Genomic DNA, 21,691 nt, shown 5'->3' on the forward strand with positions numbered 1-21,691 from the left:
GCGATCGCGGCCCGGGCCCGCCTTACACCGGGGCTGCTGAAAACAAGGGCCCCGGGGCGTCCTGCCACTGACCGCCCACCAGGATCTGGTGGGGGTGGAACTGCGCCTTGTAGGCCATCTTGCGGCTCTGGGCAATCCAGTAGCCCAGGTACAGATGAGGCAGGTTCAGCGAGCGGGCCTGCTCGACCTGCCACAGGATGTTGTAGGTGCCGTAGCTGGCGCCTTCTTCGGGTTCGTAGAAGGTGTAGACGGCCGACAGGCCATCGTTGAGGATGTCCAGGATGGACACCATTTTCAGCGCGCCCTGCGTCTGACCCGGCTCGGGCGGCGCCCGGAACTCCACCAGGCGCGAGTTCACGCGGCTTTGCAGCAGAAACTGCGAGTACTGGTCCACCGAATCCTGGTCCATGCCGCCGCCAGCATGACGGCCGGCCTGGTAGCGCAGGTAGAGCTGGTAATGCTCGGGGGTGAAGCACAGCCGCAGCACACGCGCTTCCAGGTTGCCGTGCTGACGCCAGGCGCGCCGCTGGCTGCGGCTGGGTTTGAACCGCGCCGCCGGGATGCGCAGCGGAACGCACGCGCGGCAGCCGTCGCAATAGGGGCGATAAGTGAACATGCCGCTGCGGCGGAAGCCGTTGGCCACCAGACCCGAGTACACATCGGCATTGATGATGTGGCTGGGCGTGGCCACCTGGGAGCGCGCCGTGTGACCTTCCAGATAGCTGCAAGGGTAGGGCGCCGTCGCATAGAACTGCAGGGACGCCAGCGGAAGCTCTTTGAGGAGGGTCACGCGCTCGACTCAGGTGAGGACCATAGCGACAGATCATAGGTCCAATTCACTGGCTCCGGCAGGTCGACCACCGTCTTGAGGTGGTGTTCAAACCGTTCGCGGCTCCAGGGCTCGGCCCCCAGTGAGGCCAGGTGGCTGGTTTGCTGCTGACAGTCAATGACGGTGATGCCATTGCTGCGACAAAAACCGACCAGCGCGGCCAGGGCAATCTTTGAGGCATCCGTCTGGTGGCTGAACATCGACTCGCCAAAGAACATTCGCCCGATGTTGACGCCGTAGAGGCCGCCCACGAGCCGGCCGTTGATCCAGGTCTCGAACGAGTGCACGCTACCCTCGCGGTGCCAGCGCCGGTAGGCCGCTTGCATCTCGGGCAGGATCCACGTCCCGGATTGGCCTGCGCGCGGCGTGCCCGCACAGCAGGCCAGCACCTGGTCGAAGGCGTGATCAATGCGGATCTCGCAGCCGGGCGTGCGCGCGAAGCGACGCAGCGTCTTGCCCAGCGAGCGCGACACCTTGAACTGGTCGACCGGCAGCACCATGCGAGGCGCGGTGCTCCACCAGAGGATGGGTTGCCCCTCACCAAACCAGGGGAAGATCCCGCGCCGGTAAGCCGCACGCAGGCGTGAGGTGTCCAACCCTCCGCCAGCCGCGAGCAGGCCGGGCGCGTCCGAGCCCTCACCCAGCGCCAGGGCGGTATCGGGGAAAGGGGTGTCGTCCTCTAGCCAGGCAATCATGTGCCGATCATAAAAAAAGCCCGATGGCAGGGCCATCGGGCTGCAAAGGTACCTTAGAAAAGGTTCATCGGGTACCGAGGAGACAACCTTTCCAGGGAGTTGCCACTTGTCCAGGGTGGCATCCCGTGTGATCCGCAGGCTGGGCCGAAGTTCGTGCCCACACCACGCAAAGTTGTGTAAGGCAGCCGACGCTGCGGATCGGATCAGCGGCAATCAGGCAGCCTTGCGGGGCTTGGCAGCAGCAGCCTGGGTGGCCTTCACAGCGGTGCTGGTGATGGCTTGGAAGTTGGCTTCAGCAACGTCAGCAGCTTGCTTGGCAGCCTTTTGCACGGTGTCGAATGCGTTGTTGGCAGCGGCCACAGCCGACTTCACCAGCACCACAGCGTTTTCAGTGCCAGCCGGGGCGTTCTTGACGGCGTTGTCGACGACCGACATGAACTTCTTCTGGGCTTCGGTCACTTGGGCTTCAGCCAGCTTGCCGACTTCGGTGCTGGTGGCCGAGGCGATGTCGTACAGGTGGCGTCCGTAAGCGGCAGCCTTCTCGGCGCTGGGTTGCAGCAGGGCAGCTTGCAGGGCCAGCAGCTCTTGAGGATCCTTGGCGGCCAGCACGGCCTTGGCATGCTCGGCGGCTTCGTCCATCGAGGTCTTGGCCACTTGCATGTTCAGCTCGACCAGCTTTTCCACACCTTCGAAGGCCTTCTGACCCAGATCGAACAGGGTCGCGATGTTGGCTTTCTGGGCGGCCAGCAGTTGTTCAGCGGTCAGCATGAGAGGTTCTCCGTCAAGGTTGGATTGATAGAACTGAGTGTCACGCCTGGGGCTGGTTTGCCTTTGCTGCAGCGCAACATGGTTCTAAGTATACGGACGCTCGGCCGGATTGCAAGTATTTTTTGTGCGGTGCAGCAAAAAAGTGTTGCGGCATGTCAGCCGGGCGTCGCCTACACTTGCGCGTCGACCGAATGTCAGACCGAATGTCCAACTGGTGATCCAACCATCATGAGCCTGCTGAATGTTCCTGCCGGTGCCAAGGCACCCGACGCTTTCAACGTCATCATCGAGATTCCCGCCAACGCCGACCCGATCAAGTACGAGATCGATCACGAGACCGGCGCGGTCTTCGTGGACCGCTTCATGGGCACGGCCATGCACTATCCCTGCAATTACGGGTATGTGCCCCAGACCATCGCTGCAGACGGCGACCCGGTCGACGTGCTGGTGGTGACCCCCTTCCCGCTGCAACCGGGTGTGGTGATCCCGTGTCGCCCGCTGGGCATCCTGAAGATGGAAGACGAGGCCGGCGGTGATTCCAAGCTGGTCGCCGTGCCCACGGAAAAGATCTGCGCGATGTACAAGGGCATCCAGAAGCTGGAAGACCTGCCTGAGCTGCTGATCAACCAGATCAAGCACTTCTTCGAGCACTACAAGGACCTCGAGCCCGGCAAGTGGGTGAAGGTCGTGGGCTGGGAGGGCATCGACGCGGCCAAGGCCGAGGTCGTGACCGGCCTCGAGAACTTCAAGAAACAGCACTGATCGCAGCACTGATCACCTGCGTGGCCGGCCCGTCTGTTGCCGGCGCGCGCTGCAGAAAGCCCCGCCCTGGCGGGGCTTTTTCATGGTTAGCGTGCGTGAATCACGCGACCTGGGCGATGGCCTGGCGCAGCGTGTCGGTGAGCTGGTCGATCTGCGCTTCCGAGATGATCAAGGGTGGCGACAGCGCGATGGTGTCGCCCGTGGCGCGCACCAGTACGCCGGCCTCCCAGCAGGCCAGGAAGACCTCGAAGGCACGTCGGCCTGCGGGCGCATCGGGGCGGGGCGCCAGCTCCACCGCCGCCACCAGGCCCGTGTTGCGGATGTCGATGATGTGCGGCAGGCCGCGCAGGCTGTGGACAGCATCTTCCAGCTTGCTGTGCAGCGCCGCGCCGCGGGTCAACAGGCCTTCTTCTTCATAGGTGTCCAGCGTCGCCAGCGCAGCCGCGCAGGCCAGCGGGTGGCCCGAGTAGGTGTAGCCGTGGGGCAGCTCGATGCCCGGTCCGCCCTGCATGAACGCGTCGTGAATGGCCTGGCGGACAAACACCGCCCCCATGGGCACACACCCATTGGTCAGCCCCTTGGCCGTGGTCATGATGTCGGGTGTCACGCCATAGTGTTGCGCCGCGAATGGGGCGCCCAGGCGCCCGAAGCCGGTGATCACCTCGTCGAAGATCAGCAAGATGCCGTGGCGGTCGCAAAGGCTGCGCAGGCGTTCCAGATAGCCATGGGGCGGCATCAGCGCGCCGGTGGAGCCGGCCATGGGCTCGACAATGACGGCGGCGATGGTCGAGGCATCGTGCAGTGCCACCAGGCGCTCGAGGTCGTCGGCGAGCTCCGCCCCGTGCGCCGGTTGCCCACGCGAAAACGCGTTGCGTGCCGGGTCGTGGGTGTGGCGCAGGTGGTCGACACCAGACAGCGCGCTGCCGAACAGCTTGCGGTTGGGGCCGATCCCGCCCAGCGCCGTGCCGCCCAGGTTCACGCCGTGGTAGCCGCGCTCGCGGCCGATCAGGCGCGTGCGCTGGGGCTCGCCGTGCAGTCGGTGATAGGCCAGTGCGATCTTGAGCGCCGTGTCCACCGATTCGGAGCCGGAGTTGGTGAAGAACACGCGGTTCAGCCCGGCCGGCGCGATGTGGGTCAGGCGCTCGGCCAGTTCGAACGCCAGCGGATGGCTCATCTGAAAGGGCGGGGCGAAATCCATCTCCGCCGCCTGCCTGGCGATGGCCTCGACGATGCGTGGGCGCGCATGGCCGGCGTTCACGCACCACAGCCCCGCCGTCCCATCCAGGATCTGGCGTCCATCGGGCGTCCAGTAATGCATGTCGCGCGCCTTGCTCACCAGCCGGGGCGCTTGCTTGAAGTCGCGGTTGGCCGTGTAGGGCATCCAGAATGCGTCGAGTGGCAGGTCCATGGCGGGCTCCGGCGAGGGTCTTACTGTTCACATCCTTGCACCGCGCCCCGCGGATGGGGGCCCGTGACCCTGCCAGTGTTGCCGTTTTGCGTCACCGTCGCACGGTCTTCCGCTGCGCGTGATGAAAGCCAGGTCTTATATAAGACATAAGTCTTTGCCGCGAGGCTGAGCTGTGACTACAATTGCGGGTTTTCTAGCACCTCCCACCAATCCGGAGATCGTCATGACTCAACTCACCCGTGAACAGCAAATCGCTGCCCTGGAAAAAGACTGGGCCGAAAACCCCCGTTGGAAGCTCGTCAAGCGCGGCTACTCCGCCGCTGACGTGGTTCGCCTGCGTGGCAGCCTGCAGCCCGAGTACACCCTGGCCAAGCGCGGCGCTGAAAAGCTGTGGGAGAAGGTCAACGGCGGTGCCAAGAAGGGCTACGTGAACGCTTTCGGCGCCATCACCGCCGGTCAAGCCATGCAACAGGCCAAGGCTGGCCTGGAAGCCGTGTACCTGTCGGGCTGGCAAGTCGCCGCCGACGGCAACACCTCGGAAACCATGTACCCCGACCAGTCGCTGTACGCGTACGACTCGGTGCCCACCATGGTTCGCCGCATCAACAACACGTTCAAGCGTGCTGACGAAATCCAATGGTCGCGTGGCATCAACCCCGGCGACGAGAACTTCGTTGACTACTTCCTGCCCATCGTGGCGGATGCTGAAGCCGGTTTCGGCGGCGTGCTGAACGCTTTCGAACTGATGAAGAACATGATCGCCGCTGGTGCTGCTGGCGTTCACTTCGAAGACCAGCTGGCCGCTGTGAAGAAGTGCGGTCACATGGGCGGCAAGGTGCTGGTTCCCACGCAAGAAGCCATCGAGAAGCTGATCGCTGCTCGTTTCGCTGCTGACGTGATGGGCGTGCCCACCATCGTTCTGGCCCGTACCGACGCTGAAGCCGCCAACCTGCTGACCAGCGACCACGACGCCAACGACAAGCCCTTCCTGACCGGCGAGCGCACGCAAGAAGGCTTCTACCGCGTCAAGAACGGCCTGGAGCAAGCCATCAGCCGTGGCGTGGCCTACGCGCCCTACGCCGACCTGGTGTGGTGCGAAACCGGCACGCCCGACCTGGGCTTCGCCCGTGAATTCGCCCAAGCCGTGCACGCCAAGTGCCCCGGCAAGCTGCTGTCGTACAACTGCTCGCCTTCCTTCAACTGGAAGAAGAACCTGGACGACAAGACCATCGCTGCGTTCCAGGACGAGCTGTCGGCCCTGGGCTACAAGTACCAGTTCATCACCCTGGCTGGTATCCACATCAACTGGTACAACACGTTCCAGTTTGCCCACGCTTACGCTCGCGGCGAAGGCATGAAGCACTACACCGAAATGGTGCAAGAGCCCGAATTCGCTGCTCGCGACAAGGGCTACACCTTCGTGTCGCACCAGCAAGAAGTGGGCGCTGGCTACTTCGACGACGTGACCACCGTGATCCAAGGTGGCTCGTCTTCCGTGAAGGCCCTGACCGGCTCGACCGAAGAAGAACAGTTCCACTGATCTGCGCGGGCCTTCGGGCCCGTGGCCTGATCGGCTTGAACAGAGACGGCGCCTTCGGGCGCCGTTTTCATTGGCGGCCTTATAATCTTGAATTCGATGAACGCCCGTGCAGGGCTCACTCGTAAGAAACGTAGAAAGGCACGATCGGTTATGACACCGCGAACTTCGACCTCCACTGCAACCTCGACCGAGGTCTAGTCGGCTGGCCGCTGCTTTCGCATTCCTTTCCTGATCGATCCAGAAAGCGCGGCGCCCACCGCGCTTTTTTGTTGCCTTGGCGGCGCATCTGGCCCTTGAGCCGCGCGCCCCAGCCCCTATTGAGGACACCCCATGATTTCGATTCAACTGCCGGACGGCTCCAAACGCGAGTACCCGGGCCCTGTGACCGTCGCCGAAGTGGCCGCCTCCATCGGCACGGGCCTGGCCAAGGCCGCGCTCGCAGGCCGCGTGGGGCAGGGCGAGGCTGCCCGCCTGGTCGACACCTCCTACCGCATCGAGGCGGACACGCCGCTGGCCATCGTCACCGAGAAAGACGCCGATGGCCTGGACATCATTCGCCACTCGACGGCCCACTTGCTGGCCTATGCGGTGAAGGAGCTGTTCCCCGAGGCGCAGGTCACCATCGGCCCGACCATCGAAGACGGCTTCTATTACGACTTTTCGTACAAGCGCCCGTTCACGCCTGAAGACCTTGAAGCCATCGAAAAGAAGATGGGCGAGCTCGCGAAGAAGGACGAGAAGGTCGAGCGCAAGGTGATGCCGCGCGACGAGGCGGTGGCCTACTTCAAGAGCCTGGGCGAGCACTACAAGGCCGAGATCATCGAGAGCATCCCGGCTGATCAGGATGTGTCGCTGTACAGCGAAGGCGCCTTCACCGACCTGTGTCGCGGCCCCCACGTGCCCAGCACCGGCAAGCTCAAGCACTTCAAGCTGATGAAGGTGGCAGGCGCCTATTGGCGCGGCGACCACCGCAACGAGCAGTTGCAGCGCGTCTACGGCACGGCCTGGACGAGCAAGGAAGACCTGCAGCTGTACCTCACCCGCCTGGAAGAGGCCGAAAAGCGCGACCACCGCAAGCTCGGCCGCGAGCTGGATCTGTTCCACATCGACGACCACGCCCCCGGCGTCGTGTTCTGGCACCCCAAGGGCTGGACGGTGTGGCAGGCGGTCGAGCAGTACATGCGCCAGGTCTACCGCGACAACGGCTACCAGGAGGTCAAAGGCCCGCAGATCATCGACAAGACGCTGTGGGAGAAGACCGGCCACTGGGACAAGTACCGCGAGAACATGTTCACCACCGAGTCAGAAAAGCGCGACTACGCGCTCAAGCCGATGAACTGCCCCGGCCACATCCTGATCTACAACCAGGGCATCAAGAGCTACCGCGACCTGCCCATCCGCCTGGGTGAGTTCGGTCAGTGCCACCGCAACGAGCCGACGGGCGGCTTGCACGGCATCATGCGCGTGCGCGGATTCACCCAGGATGATGGCCATATCTTCTGTACCGAAGACCAGATCCTGCAGGAGTGTGTGGACTTCACGGCCCTCCTGCAGAAGGTGTACGCCGACTTCGGCTTCACCGACATCATCTACAAGGTGGCCACGCGGCCGGAAAAGCGCATCGGCTCGGACGAGATCTGGGACAAGGCCGAAAACGCCCTGATGGAATCGCTGCGTGCCACGAACAGCGAGTTCACCATCGCTGCCGGCGACGGCGCCTTCTATGGCCCCAAGATCGAGTACACGCTGAAGGACGCGCTGGGCCGCCACTGGCAATGCGGCACCATCCAGGTCGATTTCTCGATGCCTGAGCGACTGGGCGCCGAGTACGTGACCGAGTCCAGCGACCGCAAGCACCCGGTGATGCTGCACCGCGCCATCCTGGGTTCGCTCGAGCGTTTCATCGGCATCCTGATCGAGCAGCACGCCGGCGCGCTGCCGGTCTGGCTGTCACCCGTGCAGGCCGTGGTGCTCAACATCACCGATGCACAGGCCGATTACGCGGCGGAAGTGGCTAAAACGCTCCAGAAACAAGGACTTAGGGTCCAGTTGGATTTGCGCAACGAAAAGATCACGTATAAAATCCGCGAGCATGCGTTGCAGAAGGTGCCGTACTTCATCGTTGTCGGTGACAAGGAGAAGGTTGATGGCACCGTCGCCGTGCGCGCCCGAGGCAACCAGAACCTCGGTGTGATGTCACTCGATGACTTCTCCCTGAAGATCGCTCAAGACATCGCCAGCAAGGCCTGATGGGCCGCGCTTTTGCCTCGCAGGTTTGGCAAAGGCGCGACCCTGGTGTTGTTCGGGTGCGTGTGAACTTGGTTAACCGGTGCGGGCCCTGGCCCGTGGCCTGAGGAATTCGACATCGCTAACTTTTTTGACCGCCGTACGCGCAATGATGAGCGCAAGCATCGGCTGAACCGCGAGATCACTGCACCCGAAGTCCGTCTGAATGGTCCGGAGAACGAACCACTCGGCATCGTGAGCATTCAGGAAGCCCTGCGCCTGTCTGCCGAATACGATGTGGACCTGGTTGAAATTGCCGCCCAGGCCGACCCCCCGGTCTGCCGCCTGATGGACTACGGCAAGTTCAAGTACCAGGAGCAGAAGAAGGCTCACGACGCCAAGCTCAAGCAGAAGGTCATTGAAGTCAAGGAAGTCAAATTCCGTCCCGCGACGGACGAAGGCGACTACCAGATCAAGCTGCGCAACCTTCGCCGCTTCTTGGAAGACGGCGACAAGGGCAAGGTGACCCTGCGGTTCCGTGGCCGCGAAATCACCCACCAGGAGCTGGGCATGCGGCTGCTGGAGCGCGTACGCGACGACTTGGCCGATTGCTCGGTCGTTGAGAACATGCCCAAGCTGGAAGGGCGCCAGATGATCATGGTGCTCGGCCCGAAGAAGAAGAAGTGAATTCAGTCATGACGCCGGGAAACCGGTGTCATCACCCTGGTGGGGTTTGGTCGCCCCACCGAGGGATCCAAGTGCCTGCAGGCCATCAAGACCCGGAAGTGGTATTCCGGGCGCCTGGTAGGAACAAACCATAAGGAGCATCAACATGCCCAAGATGAAGACCAAGAAGAGCGCTGCCAAGCGTTTTCGCGTGCGTCCGGGTGGTACCGTCAAGCGCGGTCAAGCCTTCAAGCGTCACATCCTGACCAAGAAGACCACGAAGAACAAGCGTCACCTGCGTGGTGCCGTGAACGTGCATGACAGCAACATGGGCCACATGGCTCAGATGCTGCCGTTTGCCGGCCTGTAATCGGCTGCAAACAAGCACGATCGTCGTCTCAGTTCAGATAGTCAACGCCGAAGGAGTCACTCATGCCTCGCGTCAAACGTGGTGTAACAGCCCGCGCCCGTCATAAAAAGGTTCTCGCCCTGGCCAAGGGTTTCCGTGGTCGCCGCAAGAACGTCTACCGCATCGCCAAACAGGCGGTCATGAAGGCAGGTCAGTATGCCTACCGTGACCGCCGCGCCAAGAAGCGCGAGTTCCGCCGTCTGTGGATCGCGCGTATCAACGCCGCCAGCCGCTCGCTGGGTCTGACCTACAGCAAGTTCATGGCTGGCATCAAGAAGGCGTCGATCGAGATCGACCGCAAGGTGCTGGCTGACCTCGCCGTCAACGACCCCGCTGCATTTGCCAGCATCGTTGAAAAGGCCAAGGCTCAACTGGCTGCCTGATCGATCCAGGCAGGCAGCAAGATGCTGCGCCGCATGCGAGGTGGGTTTCGGCCTGCCACCATGCGGTGATCCAAAGGCCAACCCCAGGTTGGCCTTTTTTTTCGACACGAATCCATGAACGACCTCGACCAACTGGTGCAATCGGCCCAGGCGGCTTTCGCCGAAGCCGGCACGCCCGCCGATCTGGAAAACGCCAAGGCCCGCTTCCTGGGCAAGTCGGGCAGCCTGACCGAGCTGCTCAAGGGCATGGGCGCGCTGAGCCCCGAAGAGAAAAAGACCCGGGGCGCGGCCATCAACCAGGCCAAGCAACAGGTCGAGGCCTTGCTCAACGCCCGCCGTCAGGCGCTGGCCGATGCCGAACTGGCGCAACAGCTGCAGGCCGAGCGTCTGGATGTGACGCTGCCGGGCCGCCGCCGTGGCGAGGGTGGGCTGCACCCCGTCTCGCTGAGCATTGAGCGCATCGAAGGCATCTTTGGCTCGATGGGCTTTGCCGTGGCCGACGGTCCGGAGATCGAGGCCGACTGGTTCAATTTCACCGCGCTGAACACGCCGGAAGACCATCCCGCGCGTTCCATGCACGACACCTTCTACGTCGAGGGCGGCCACCTGCTGCGCACGCACACCAGCCCGATGCAGGTGCGCTACGCTGTGCAACACGTCAAGCGGCACGCCGAGGCGCTGGCCCGTGGCGAGCGCATCCCCGAGATCCGCGTGATCGCGCCGGGTCGCACCTACCGCGTCGACAGCGATGCCACCCACTCGCCGATGTTCCACCAGTGCGAAGGCCTGTGGATCGGGGAGAACGTGAGCTTCACCGACCTCAAGGCCGTGCTGGGCGATTTCTTCAGCACATTCTTCGAGACGAACGACCTGGATATCCGCTTCCGGCCGTCGTTCTTCCCCTTCACCGAGCCTTCGGCCGAGGTGGACATCGCCTTTGCCTCCGGCCCGCTGAAGGGTCGCTGGCTGGAGGTGGGTGGCGCCGGCCAGGTTCATCCGAACGTGGTGCGCAACTTCGGTCTCGACCCGGAGCGCTACATCGGCTTCGCGTTCGGCCTGGGGCCGGATCGCCTGACGATGCTGCGCTACGGCGTCAATGACCTGCGCCTGTTCTTCGAAGGCGATCTGCGCTTCCTGCAGCAGTTTCAGTGAGGGCAGGGCTGTCGCCGCAGACCTGCGCGCGACAACTTGCCCAGTCTGTGTGATGCTTGCTTCCCCATGTCGACACAGGCGCCCCGACGCCGCCGCTGAGAAGGAGATCCCATGACCGAGACCACCGCCATCCGTGCCTGGGCTGCCCAGGAGGCCAGCAAGCCGCTGGTGCCGCACAGCTACGATCCGGGCGCACTCGGCGCAGAAGAGGTCGAGATCCGTGTCGACCACTGCGGCGTGTGCCATTCCGATTTGTCCCTGATCGACAACGAGTGGGGGTTTTCGGCCTACCCGATCGTTGGCGGGCACGAGGTGATCGGCACGGTGGTGGCGCTGGGCAGTCAGGCCAAGGGTTTGAAGCTCGGCCAGAAGGTCGGCGTGGGCTGGATGGCCGGCAGCTGCATGACCTGTCGCAGCTGCATCGGGGGCGAGCCCCATCTGTGTCGTGCCGGCGTGCCGACCATCGTCGGCCACAACGGCGGGTTTGCCGAGCGCGTTCGTGCCCACTGGTTGTGGGCGTGTCCCATTCCTGAAGGCCTGAACCCGGCCAAGGCCGGCCCGTTGCTGTGCGGCGGCATCACGGTGTTTTCGCCCTTCCTGAATTTCGACATCAAGCCGGTGCACCGTGTCGGCGTGGTCGGCATTGGTGGCCTGGGCCATCTCGCGGTCAAGTTTGCCCGCGCGTGGGGCTGTGAGGTCACGGCCTTCACGTCGAGCGAATCCAAGCGCGATGAGGCGCTGCAGATGGGCGCCCATCGCGTGGTGTCCAGCGTCGATGCGGGCGCGATGAAGGGCATTGCCGGCCAGCTCGACATGGTGCTGGTGACCGTCAACGTGATGCTGAACTGGAAGGCGCTGATGGGCACGCTGGCGCCCCATGGCCGCCTGCACCTGGTGGGCGTGCTGCCGCAGCCGATGGAGGTCGAGGCCTTCCCGCTGATCGGCGGCCAGCGCAGCGTTTCGGGCTCGCCCACGGGCTCGCGCCAGGATATCGACACCATGCTGGCCTTTGCCGCCCGCCACGGCATCGAGCCGCAGACCGAACACTTTCCCATGAGCCGCATCAACGAGGCCCTGGACCACCTGCGTGCCGGCAAGGCCCGCTACCGCGTGGTGCTGGATGCCGAGCCGGCGGCGCAATGAACTGATTTCCAAGGATTCCTGTCATGCAATTCCCTGAGTCGTGGCTGCGCAGTTTCTGCAACCCTGACCTGAGCACCCAGCAACTGGCCGATCTGTTGACCATGGCCGGCCTGGAGGTTGAAGAGCTGCAGCCGGTGGCGCCACCGTTCACGGGCGTGGTGGTCGCGCAGGTGCTGGAAGTGGCCAAGCACCCCGATGCTGACCGCCTCAACGTCTGCAAGGTGGACGCCGGCACGGGTGAGACGTTGCAGATCGTCTGCGGCGCACCCAATGTGCGCCCGGGCATCAAGGTGCCCTGTGCCACCGTGGGCGCTGAGCTGCCGCCCGGTGCGGATGGCAAGCCCTTCGTCATCAAGAAGGGCAAGCTGCGCGGCGTGGAAAGCCACGGCATGCTGTGCTCGGCCAAGGAGTTGGGCGTGGCCGAAGAATCGAACGGCCTGCACATCCTCGCCGACGACGCGCCCGTGGGCGTCAGCATCCGCGATCACCTCAGGCTCGATGACACGCTGTTCACGCTCAAGCTCACACCCAACCTGGCGCACTGCCTGAGCGTCGCCGGCATTGCACGTGAGGTGTCGGCGCTGACTGGCGCGCCCCTGACGATGCCAGCCATGGCCCCCGTGCAGCCGGGCATCGATGCCACTGTGCCGGTGAGCGTGACCGCGCCGGACCTGTGTGGCCGTTTCGTGGGCCGCGTGATCCAGGGCGTGAACCCGCAGGCCAAGACGCCCGACTGGATGGTCGAGCGCCTGGCCCGCTGCGGCCAGCGTGCGGTGTCGCCGCTGGTCGACATCTCGAACTACGTGATGTTCGAGCTGGGCCAGCCTTCGCATGTGTTTGATCTGGACAAGATCCACGGCGGCCTGACCGTGCGCTGGGCGCAGGCCGGCGAGACGCTCAAGCTGCTCAACGGCAACACGGTGACGCTGGACGAACAGGTCGGCGTGATCGCCGATGCGCAGCAGGTGGAATCGCTGGCCGGTGTGATGGGCGGCGACAGCACGGCCGTGGGCGACGACACGCGCAACGTCTACCTTGAGGCGGCCTTCTGGTGGCCCAAGGCCATTGCCGGCCGGGCGCGCCGCTACAACTTCTCGACCGATGCGTCGCACCGTTTCGAGCGCGGCGTCGATCCGGCGCCCACCGCGCAACACCTCGAGCGCATCACGCAACTGATCCTCGAAATCTGTGGCGGCCAGGCTGGCCCGGTCACGGACCAGCAGGTGCGCATGCCCGAGCGCGCGCCCGTGACACTGCGCCTGTCGCGCGCGCAGCGCGTCATCGGCATGCCGGTGAGCCTGGCGGACTGCGAAGGCGTGATGCAGCGGCTGGGTCTGCGTTTCGAGACCCGTCAGGTCGAGGGCGATGCCCACATTGTCGTGACCCCGCCCAGCTGGCGCTTCGACCTGCAGATCGAGGAAGACCTGATCGAGGAAGTGGTGCGCGTGATCGGTTTCGACAAGCTGCCGCGGCGCGCGCCGCAGGCGCCCATCGTGCCGCATGTGCCCGCAGAAGGTCGTCGCAGCATGTATGCCGTGCGTCGTGCGGTCGCGGCGCGAGGCTACCAGGAGGTGATCTCCTTCAGCTTTGTCGAGGCCCGGTGGGAGACCGATTTCGCGGGCAACGCCGACCCGATCAAGGTGCTCAACCCCATTGCCAGCCAGCTGTCGGTCATGCGCTCGACGCTGATCGGCTCGCTGGTGGAGGTGTTGCGCACCAACCTGTCTCGCAAGGCCGACCGCGTGCGCCTGTTCGAGGTGGGGCGTGTGTTCCGCCGCGATGCCAGCGTGCAGGACGGCGACCAGACCGTCGGCGGCTTCGACCAGCCGGTGAAGGTCGCGGGCCTGGCCTATGGCGCGGCGGATGCGCTGCAGTGGGGCACGGCCGCCCGCCCGGTGGATTTCTTTGATGTGAAGGGCGATGTCGAGGCGCTGCTGGGCGCGCAGCCCGTGCAGTTCGAAGCAGCCGAGCATCCCGCCTTCCACCCGGGCCGCTGCGCCCGCATCGTGCTCAACGGCCAGACCGTGGGCGTGATGGGCGAGCTGCACCCGAAATGGCGTCAGGCTTATGACCTGCCTCAGGCGCCCGTGCTGTTCGAGCTCGACGGGGTGGTGCTGGCGCAGCACCCGGTGCCGCGCTATGCCGGCGTGTCGAAAATGCAGTCGGTGTACCGTGACCTTGCGCTGGTGGTGAACGATCAGACAGCCCACGATGCCCTGATGGCTGCCGTGGCCGATGCGCCGACCGATGGGCTGGTGCGTGGTGCCCGCTTGTTCGACATCTACAAGCCCAAGACCCCGGTGGCCGGCATCGGTGACAATGAGCGCAGCTTGGCCGTGCGCGTGGAACTGCGCGACGACGAGCAGACCTTGACCGATGAGCGCATCGACGCCGCGATGCAGGCCGTGCAGCAGAGCCTGTCCGCGCGTGTGGGTGCGCGAGTGCGCGCGTGAGCCAGGGGAGGGCCCGCCCATGAACGACAAGATCAGTGACCTGACCGTGCTGCTGCCGACCATCGAGACGCCGACGCTCACCAAGGCGGAGCTGTCGGAGATGCTGTTCGAGCGTCTGGGCTTGAACAAGCGCGAGTCAAAGGACATGGTCGAGGCCTTCTTCGAGCTGATCAATGACGCGCTGGTCGAGGGCCATGACGTCAAGCTGTCGGGCTTTGGCAACTTCCAGATCCGCCGCAAGGCCGCCCGCCCGGGGCGCAACCCGCGCACGGGCGAGGCCATCCCCATCGAGGCCCGCAATGTGGTGACCTTTCACGCCAGCGCCAAGCTCAAGAGCATGGTGCAGGGCGAGGTTCCGGGCAGCGAGGACTTGGAGTAAAGTCTGACGTCTTGCCGGCCCGGCCAGGCGGCCGGTACGTCACACAGGACAGGTGCCCGCAATGGGAAATGTGGAACGCTCGGAAACAGGGCGTGTGGAGGGAGGCTTGCCGCCCATCCCCGCCAAGCGCTACTTCACCATCGGTGAGGTGAGCGAACTGTGCCTGGTCAAACCGTATGTGCTGCGCTATTGGGAGCAGGAGTTCGCACAACTGCGCCCCATGAAGCGACGCGGCAACCGCCGCTACTACCAGCACCATGAGGTCTTGCTGATCCGGCGCATCCGCGAGCTGCTGTATGAGCGCGGCTTCACCATCAGTGGGGCGCGCAATGAGCTCGCTGCCCAAGGCGTCGTGGCCGAGCCCGCGCGTGCGGCGTTGGCCCGGGCCATGGGTGTGGATGGCATGGATGGCCACCACATGCTCGACGGCGCGGATGAGTCTGGCCTTCGCGACGGCGCTGCGCTGGCCGACGTGGCCATCGACACGCGCCAGGCGGGCCGTGTGCGGGTACCTGCGCGCGCAGTGGCCTGGGCGCCGGTGGCCGCACAGCCTTTGATGGCCACGCCTGCGGTCGCCTCCGGCAGTTTGCCCACATCGCCCGATCTGGCCGGCCTGTCGTCGGCCTCGCCCGAGTCGGTGGCGGCGCTGCGTGAAACCTTGTTGTCGATCCGCGACTTGCTGGCCTGAATCGGGTCGGAAAGCATGCTATAGTTCAAGTCTTCGTCGGGGTGTAGCGCAGCCTGGTAGCGCACTTGCATGGGGTGCAAGGGGTCGCGAGTTCGAATCCCGCCACCCCGACCAAAGAACGACATGAGCCCAGCAGAGCAATCTGCTGGGCTTTTTGTCTGGTGGGCCCGCGTTATCCTTGCTCTCACCATGTCCGAACGCGCCACACAGCCAGAACGCACCGAGCCCTCGCCGCTGGTATCCCGCCTGCCGGTGGCATTGCCACACGCCTATCGGCTGCTGAACCACGGGCCGACCGTGCTGGTCAGTGCCGCGCACAACGGGCAACGCAATGTGATGGCCGCGGCCTGGTGCATGCCGCTGGACTTTGATCCGCCCAAGCTCGCGGTGGTGATCGACAAGCAGACCTTCACGCGCACGCTGATCGACGCGTCGGGTGAACTGGTGATCCAGGTGCCACCGGCGGCGCTGCGTGACGCCGTCGTTCAGGCTGGGACGCTGACGGGCCATGAGGTCGACAAGTTCGCGGCGTGCGGGCTGGTTGCCGAAGACAGCGGGGTGGGGCAGGCGCCGCTGGTGGCGGGATGCCTTGCCTGGTTGGCTGGCCGCGTGCTGCCGAAGCCGGAACTCGCAGCCGACCATGACCTGTTCCTGGTCGAGGTGGTGGCCGCCTGGGCCGATCCGCGTGTGTTTGCCGAAGGGCGCTGGCGCGAGACGCCGTCGCCCGCGCTGCGCTCCCTGCATCATGTGGCCGGCGGCACGTTCTTCTGCTCGGGCGCCTTGCTCGCGCCCAACGACGATCCGCTCAGCGCGCCTTCTTGAGCTGCTTCTGGATGGCGCGGTCGAATTCCTGCTGCAAGACCACCGGGAAGGCCGCGCTGATCGAGCCGATGGCCAGTGGGCGCAGGCGCTCGAACAGCGCCCGCATGGGCGCGATGACCTGCGGGTCGGGCGGCAGCCCGCGCGCCTGCGCTTCGGCCTGCGCTGCGGCAATGCCCTGAGCCAGGTTCAGAAACAGCTCTTCGACATAGTGTCGCGCCACGGCGCGGCAATGCCGGATCAGCACATCTTGCAGGTCGAGCACGGTGTCCAGCGGCACGTTGAGTTCTGCCAGCTGGATGCCGATGCGCTCCAGCGACGGGCTGAGCATCTCGACTTCATCGGGCCCGATCTGGCGGTACAGCCCGTTCTTGCGCAGGCGCTCCTTCTGCTCGGGCGTGGCTTCCGTGCCCCAGTGGGCCGCCATCTCGGACAAGGCCTTGCGGCGTGGCGTCTCGACCGTGAAGAAGGTGGTCGAAAACAGGTCGCTGATCAACGAATACTCCGACCAGGCGCCATCCGGTGTCTGCGACAGCATGCCCTTGATCGCTTCCAGCCGGAAGCCCTGCGCGCGCAGGTCACGGATCAACTCCAGCTTGCCCTGATGAGCGGGGCCATACAGGCCCAGACGACCGCGCAGCCGCGGCGGGGGCAGCAAGCCCGCCGTCTGATAGGCGCGGATGTTGCGCACGCTCACGCCCGTTCGGGCGGCCAGCTCCTCGACGGTGTATTCCGGTCCGCCCGAAGGGGGGCGGTTGGTGCGGGCGCGCGAGGCGGAGTTGGACGGGGCGGGCATGGCAGAACTCACAAAGGCCTGGGCATGATACCGACCGTTAATTGCAGAGTTCATGTAACATCGTGTGTGTCAAATCAAAATCGGGCGCCTGCAGGGGCGCCCGTGCACTTTCGGAGACACCCATGGACAAGATCTGGCTCGACAGCTACCCCGAGGGCATGCCACACGACGTGGACCTCAGCACCTATCGCTCGCTGGTGCATCTGCTGGATGAGGCCATGCGCGTGTATGCCGACCGCGTGGCGTTCCGTTGCATGGGAGCCTCGCTGACCTATGCCCAGCTGGATACCTTGTCCGAGCGGGTGGCCGGCTGGCTGCAGCTGCAGGGGCTCAAGCCCGGCTCAAGGGTGGCGGTGATGATGCCCAACATCCTGCAGTACCCGGTGGTCGTCGCAGGCATCCTGCGCGCGGGCTGCGTGGTAGTCAATGTCAACCCGATGTACACGCCGCGCGAGCTGGAGCACCAGCTGCACGACAGCGGTGCGGAAGCCATCTTCATTCTGGAGAACTTCGCGTCGACCCTGCAGGCCGTCGGCAGCCGTGGTGCGCTCAAGCACGTGGTGGTGGCGGCCATGGGTGACCTGATGGGCTGGCTCAAGGGCCCGGTGACCAACCTGGTCGTGCGGCGGGTGCGCAAGCTGGTGCCAGCCTGGTCGCTGCCTGGGCATGTGCGCTTTGCTGCCGTGGTGCGGCAGGCGATCCGCGCGCAGCGCGTGGCCGAGCCCGGCTTGAACGATGTGGCCTTTCTGCAGTACACGGGGGGGACGACAGGCGTCTCCAAAGGCGCCACGCTGTTGCACCGCAATCTCGTGGCCAACGTGCTCCAGTGCGAGGCCTGGCTGATGAACGGCCTGGGCAAGCAGGAAGGACAGCTCAATGTGGTGTGCGCGTTGCCGCTGTATCACATCTTCGCGCTGACGGTCTGCGCGCTCATGGGCATTCGCAATGGCGCGTGCATGCTGTTGGTGCCCAACCCTCGCGACATTCCTGGCTTCATCAAGGAGCTGTCAACCTTCCGCTTCCACATGTTCCCGGCGGTCAACACGCTGTACAGCGCCTTGATGAACCACCCGGATTTTGCGCGGCTGGATTTCTCTAGCCTGCGCGTGACGATTGGCGGCGGCATGGCGGTGCAGAAGGCAGTGGCTGACCGCTGGCAGGCCCTCACCGGCGTGCCCATCATCGAGGGATATGGTCTGTCCGAGACCTCGCCCGTGGCCACGTGCAATCCCAATAACCTGACGGGCTACTCCGGCACCATCGGCTTGCCGCTGCCGTCGACCGAGGTGAGCATCCGCGACGATGCTGGCCTGCCCGTGCCGCTGGGTCAGCCTGGCGAGATCTGCATCCGCGGGCCGCAGGTCATGGCCGGCTATTGGAAGCGCCCCGAAGAGACGGCCAAGGTCATGACCGATGACGGCTTCTTCAAGACCGGCGATGTCGGTGTGATGAACGAAGCCGGCGAGGTGCGCATCGTCGACCGCAAGAAGGACATGGTGCTGGTATCGGGCTTCAACGTCTATCCCAATGAGGTGGAAGACGTGGCGGTGCAGCACCCGGGTGTGCTTGAGGCGGCGGTCATCGGTGTGCCCGATGCGCATTCGGGCGAGGCCGTGAAGCTGTTCGTGGTCAAGCGCGATGCCACGCTGACCGAAGATGACGTCGCCGCCTTTTGCCGCGAACGGCTGACGGGCTACAAGCGCCCGAAGTACATCGAGTTCCGCGAGGAACTGCCGAAGTCGAATGTGGGCAAGATCCTGCGGCGCGAACTGCGGGATGCCGACGTGAAGAAGGCGGCCTGACCCATGGCGCGCGCATACGCTGCTGTAGCCGTTCGCGTGGCCCGCATGCAGGCCGTCCGCTGGCTGATGGTGCTGACCCTGGGGGCGTCCGGTGCAGCGGTGGCCTCCGTGCCGCGCACGGTAGAGGGCATCCCGTTCGAGGCCAGCGCCGCCGTGCAAGGCCAGCAACTGGTACTCAATGGCGCCGGGCTGCGCGCCATGATGATCGTCAAGGTGTACGCGATCGCGTTGTATCTGCCCCGTGCCGATACGGCCGCCGCCGCAGTGCTGTCACAAGGTGGCGCCAAGCGCCTGCGCATCGTGCTGTTGCGTCAGGTGTCGGCCGAGCGCCTGGTGGATAACCTGCTGACGGGCATTCGGGACAACACCTCGGCGGCCGAGTTGGCCGGCCTGCAGTCGCGCCTGGCGACGCTGCAGACCGACATGCTCAAGCTCGGCACCGCCCGCAAGGGTGACGCCATCACGCTGGATTTCGTGCCCGGTGCCGGCACCCGCATCAGCGTGAACGGCCAAGCGGTGGGGGCCGATATCCCCGGGGAAGATTTCTACCGGGCGCTGCTGCGCATCTGGCTGGGCGAGCGGCCCACCGACCGGGGCTTGCGTCAGGATCTGCTGGGGCTCAGCACTTGATGCCGAGGTGCAGGGCCACGACGCCGGCGGTCATGTTGTGCACATCGACGTGGCCGAAGCCGGCGTCCTTCATCATGGCCTTGAGCGTGGCCTGATCGGGGTGCATGCGGATGGATTCGGCCAGATAGCGGTAGCTGGCCTCGTCGTTGGCCACCAGCTTGCCCAGCTTGGGCAGGATGTTGAACGAGTACCAGTCGTAGGCCTTCTCCAGCGGCTTGGCCACCTTGGAGAACTCCAGCACCAGCAGTCGGCCACCCGGCTTGAGCACCCTGCACATTTCCTTCAGTGCCCGGTCCTTGTGGGTCATGTTGCGCAAGCCGAAGGCCACCGTGACGATGTCGAAGGTGTTGTTCGGGAAGGGCAGCTTCTCGGCATCGCACAGCGTGGTGGGCAGGGCCAGGCCATGGTTGAGCAGGCGGTCGCGGCCGGTGCTGAGCATGGCCTCGTTGATGTCGGTGTGCACCACCATGCCGGCGGGGCCCACGCGCTTGGCAAAAGCCTGCGACAGGTCGCCGGTACCGCCGGCGATGTCGAGCACCTTGTGGCCCTCGCGCACACCGCTGGCCGCAATGGTGTAGGCCTTCCAGAGGCGATGCATGCCGGCCGACATCAGGTCGTTCATGACGTCGTACTTGTTGGCCACCGAGTCGAACACGCCGCGCACGCGGCTGGCCTTCTCGGACTCGTCAACCTTCTGGAAACCGAAGTGTGTGTCGCTCATGTCGACATCTTACCCGTCAGGTGGCCTGCGGCAGCGGCTGCAAGGCGCGTGCACAGGCCATGGCCGAGGCCCAGGCCCACTGGAAGTTGTAGCCGCCCAGCCAGCCGGTCACGTCGACCACCTCGCCGATGAAGTGCAGCCCCGGCACCAGCTTGCTGCCCAGGGTCTGCGAGCTCAGGTCGCGCGTGTCAACGCCGCCCGCCGTCACCTCGGCCTTGGCATAGCCTTCGGTGCCCGAGGGCACGATGGCCCACGCGTTGGCCGATTGGCCCAGGGCGTCAAGGTCTTTGTCCTTGTGTTCGGCCAGTGGCGCGACGGGGCGCAGGCCGGGCGCGTGTTGTGCCTGCTGCTCCAGCCAGGTCTGGGCAAGGCGCTGCGGCGCGCTCGGGCCGAGGGCGAGCGCCCACTCGCTGGAAAGCTGCTTGCGCGAGCCCGATTTGGCCTGCTTCAACAGGGCCGCCAGTTCGCGCTGCGGCGCCAGATCCAGCACAATGGGCTGGCCCTCGCGCCAGTAGCTGGAGATCTGCAGCACGGCCGGCCCGCTCAGCCCGCGGTGGGTGAACAGCAGGTCTTCCAGGAAGTGCATCGCATAGGGGCGTGGGCGCTTGCCCGCCTCCAGGGCCTCGGTCTGGATGTCCACTTCCAAGGACAGCCCGGCCAGCGCGGCAAAGGGGGCCCAGGTGTCGGCCGAGAAGGTCAGCGGCACCAGTGCAGGCCGAAGCGGCACGATGCGGTGGCCCAGTTGCTGGGCGAGTCGCTGACCGAAATCCGTCGCGCCGATCTTCGGGATGGACAGCCCCCCGGTGGCAATGACCAGCTGATGCGCCCGTACCAGCCCGCGATCCGTGTCGAGCTCGAAACGCTCGCCCTGGTCGCTGGTGATGCAACGTACCGCGTGCACGCCACAGGGTTGCCAGCGCGCCACGCCGCCGGCGTCGCACTCGGCCAGCAACATGCGGATCAGGTCGTCGGCCTTGTGGTCGCAGAACAGCTGGCCCTTGTGCTTCTCGTGCCAGGCGATGCCATGGCGGTTGACCAGTGCGATGAAGTCCTGCGGGGTGTAGCCGGCCAGCGCCGAGCGGCAGAAGTGCGGGTTGTCGGACAGGAACTGCGCCGGCCCGACCTCGCGGTTGGTGAAGTTGCAGCGGCCACCACCCGAGATGCGGATTTTCTCGGCCACCTTGGGTGCGTGGTCGATCAGCAGCACCTTGAGGCCGCGTTGGCCGGCAACCCCGGCGCAGAACAGACCGGCCGCGCCGGCCCCGATGATGGCGACATCCACAATGCATGACATGACGCCATTGTCACCGCTGGGCGACGCACCACGCGGCTGGCTGAACTGCGCCACAATCGCCGCTGCGCCGCCGGAGCCGGCCGTGGTACCCGGGCCGCGCGGCGCTCAACACGCAGTGAGCACTGGAG

General features: G+C 65.1%; 20 protein-coding genes, 1 tRNA gene and 1 pseudogene. 15 read left to right on the forward strand and 7 right to left on the reverse strand.

From position 1 onward, the window contains the following. Window positions 1-22 precede the first annotated feature (22 nt). The 3 genes from GTZ97_RS09865 to phaP all read right to left on the reverse strand — a co-directional run bounded on the left by GTZ97_RS09865 (window position 23) and on the right by phaP (window position 2,292). Window positions 23-790, reverse strand: a complete 768-nt coding sequence (locus GTZ97_RS09865) for an arginyltransferase (protein WP_161650422.1) — start codon at window positions 788-790, stop codon at window positions 23-25. Then, window positions 787-1,524, reverse strand: a complete 738-nt coding sequence (gene aat, locus GTZ97_RS09870; protein ID WP_161650423.1) for a leucyl/phenylalanyl-tRNA--protein transferase — start codon at window positions 1,522-1,524, stop codon at window positions 787-789. Before aat ends, GTZ97_RS09865 begins: the two co-directional genes overlap by 4 nt. Window positions 1,525-1,737: 213 nt before the next feature. After that, window positions 1,738-2,292: a TIGR01841 family phasin gene (gene phaP / locus GTZ97_RS09875; RefSeq protein WP_161650424.1), complete on the reverse strand. Its 555-nt coding sequence runs from the start codon at window positions 2,290-2,292 to the stop codon at window positions 1,738-1,740. A 228-nt stretch (window positions 2,293-2,520) separates the two neighbouring features. Between phaP and ppa the strand changes: the two genes are divergently transcribed. Continuing rightward, window positions 2,521-3,054, forward strand: a complete 534-nt coding sequence (ppa, locus tag GTZ97_RS09880) for an inorganic diphosphatase (RefSeq protein ID WP_161650425.1) — start codon at window positions 2,521-2,523, stop codon at window positions 3,052-3,054. A gap of 100 nt (window positions 3,055-3,154) precedes the next feature. On the opposite strand, the gene aptA is transcribed toward ppa, so the two are convergent. Further along, window positions 3,155-4,462 carry an omega-aminotransferase AptA gene (gene aptA / locus GTZ97_RS09885; RefSeq protein WP_161650426.1) on the reverse strand — a complete coding sequence of 436 codons (1,308 nt, stop codon included), beginning with the start codon at window positions 4,460-4,462 and terminating at the stop codon, window positions 3,155-3,157. Between the two features lie 223 nt (window positions 4,463-4,685). Here aptA and aceA point away from each other — a divergent pair, with 223 nt between their 5' ends. The 12 genes and pseudogenes from aceA (at window position 4,686) to GTZ97_RS09945 (ending at window position 16,323) form a co-directional block, all read left to right on the forward strand. Next, a complete protein-coding gene (gene aceA / locus GTZ97_RS09890) occupies window positions 4,686-6,002 on the forward strand; it encodes an isocitrate lyase (protein WP_161650427.1) in 1,317 nt (438 codons plus the stop codon). Between the two features lie 330 nt (window positions 6,003-6,332). Further along, a complete protein-coding gene (gene thrS / locus GTZ97_RS09895) occupies window positions 6,333-8,252 on the forward strand; it encodes a threonine--tRNA ligase (protein ID WP_161650428.1) in 1,920 nt (639 codons plus the stop codon). 114 nt (window positions 8,253-8,366) lie between these two features. After that, a complete protein-coding gene (infC, locus tag GTZ97_RS09900) occupies window positions 8,367-8,915 on the forward strand; it encodes a translation initiation factor IF-3 (RefSeq protein WP_161650564.1) in 549 nt (182 codons plus the stop codon). Window positions 8,916-9,060: 145 nt separating this feature from the next. Next, entirely contained in the window at window positions 9,061-9,264 is a 204-nt protein-coding gene (gene rpmI / locus GTZ97_RS09905) for a 50S ribosomal protein L35 (protein WP_161650429.1), read from the forward strand. Window positions 9,265-9,326: 62 nt separating this feature from the next. Continuing rightward, the gene (rplT, locus tag GTZ97_RS09910; RefSeq protein WP_161650430.1) at window positions 9,327-9,686 is read left to right on the forward strand and encodes a 50S ribosomal protein L20; all 360 of its coding nucleotides are present in this window, start codon (window positions 9,327-9,329) and stop codon (window positions 9,684-9,686) included. 114 nt (window positions 9,687-9,800) lie between these two features. After that, window positions 9,801-10,838 carry a phenylalanine--tRNA ligase subunit alpha gene (gene pheS / locus GTZ97_RS09915; RefSeq protein WP_161650431.1) on the forward strand — a complete coding sequence of 346 codons (1,038 nt, stop codon included), beginning with the start codon at window positions 9,801-9,803 and terminating at the stop codon, window positions 10,836-10,838. Window positions 10,839-10,949: 111 nt separating this feature from the next. Further along, window positions 10,950-11,981, forward strand: a complete 1,032-nt coding sequence (ahr, locus tag GTZ97_RS09920; RefSeq protein WP_161650432.1) for an NADPH-dependent aldehyde reductase Ahr — start codon at window positions 10,950-10,952, stop codon at window positions 11,979-11,981. 23 nt (window positions 11,982-12,004) lie between these two features. Then, on the forward strand, window positions 12,005-14,434 hold the full coding sequence (gene pheT, locus GTZ97_RS09925) for a phenylalanine--tRNA ligase subunit beta (protein ID WP_161650433.1): 2,430 nt from the start codon (window positions 12,005-12,007) through the stop codon (window positions 14,432-14,434). 19 nt (window positions 14,435-14,453) lie between these two features. Then, window positions 14,454-14,813, forward strand: coding sequence for an integration host factor subunit alpha (locus GTZ97_RS09930; protein WP_161650434.1), 360 nt, complete (start codon window positions 14,454-14,456; stop codon window positions 14,811-14,813). A 61-nt stretch (window positions 14,814-14,874) separates the two neighbouring features. Continuing rightward, window positions 14,875-15,213: pseudogene (locus GTZ97_RS09935) on the forward strand (MerR family transcriptional regulator); the annotation flags it as partial. Window positions 15,214-15,538: 325 nt separating this feature from the next. After that, window positions 15,539-15,615: transfer RNA gene (locus GTZ97_RS09940), tRNA-Pro, on the forward strand. 75 nt (window positions 15,616-15,690) lie between these two features. Next, on the forward strand, window positions 15,691-16,323 hold the full coding sequence (locus GTZ97_RS09945; RefSeq protein WP_161650435.1) for a flavin reductase family protein: 633 nt from the start codon (window positions 15,691-15,693) through the stop codon (window positions 16,321-16,323). On the opposite strand, the gene GTZ97_RS09950 is transcribed toward GTZ97_RS09945, so the two are convergent. Next, window positions 16,307-17,170 (reverse strand): MerR family transcriptional regulator, encoded by an 864-nt coding sequence (locus tag GTZ97_RS09950; RefSeq protein ID WP_161650436.1) that lies wholly within the window; start codon window positions 17,168-17,170, stop codon window positions 16,307-16,309. The genes GTZ97_RS09945 and GTZ97_RS09950 overlap by 17 nt on opposite strands. Window positions 17,171-17,238: 68 nt before the next feature. On the opposite strand from GTZ97_RS09950, the gene GTZ97_RS09955 reads away from it, so the two are divergent. Next, the gene (locus GTZ97_RS09955) at window positions 17,239-18,918 is read left to right on the forward strand and encodes a long-chain-fatty-acid--CoA ligase (RefSeq protein ID WP_161650437.1); all 1,680 of its coding nucleotides are present in this window, start codon (window positions 17,239-17,241) and stop codon (window positions 18,916-18,918) included. Window positions 18,919-18,921: 3 nt separating this feature from the next. Continuing rightward, a complete protein-coding gene (locus GTZ97_RS09960; RefSeq protein ID WP_161650438.1) occupies window positions 18,922-19,548 on the forward strand; it encodes a chalcone isomerase family protein in 627 nt (208 codons plus the stop codon). Here the strand turns inward: GTZ97_RS09960 and ubiE are convergent. Next, complete coding sequence (gene ubiE, locus GTZ97_RS09965; RefSeq protein ID WP_161650439.1) at window positions 19,538-20,269, reverse strand: bifunctional demethylmenaquinone methyltransferase/2-methoxy-6-polyprenyl-1,4-benzoquinol methylase UbiE; 732 nt, start codon at window positions 20,267-20,269, stop codon at window positions 19,538-19,540. The genes GTZ97_RS09960 and ubiE overlap by 11 nt on opposite strands. Before the next feature lie 16 nt (window positions 20,270-20,285). Then, entirely contained in the window at window positions 20,286-21,563 is a 1,278-nt protein-coding gene (locus tag GTZ97_RS09970) for a BaiN/RdsA family NAD(P)/FAD-dependent oxidoreductase (RefSeq protein WP_161650440.1), read from the reverse strand. Window positions 21,564-21,691: the final 128 nt, after the last annotated feature.

Source organism: Aquabacterium fontiphilum (assembly GCF_009909205.1).
Classification (GTDB): Bacteria; Pseudomonadota; Gammaproteobacteria; order Burkholderiales; family Burkholderiaceae_C; genus Aquabacterium; species Aquabacterium fontiphilum.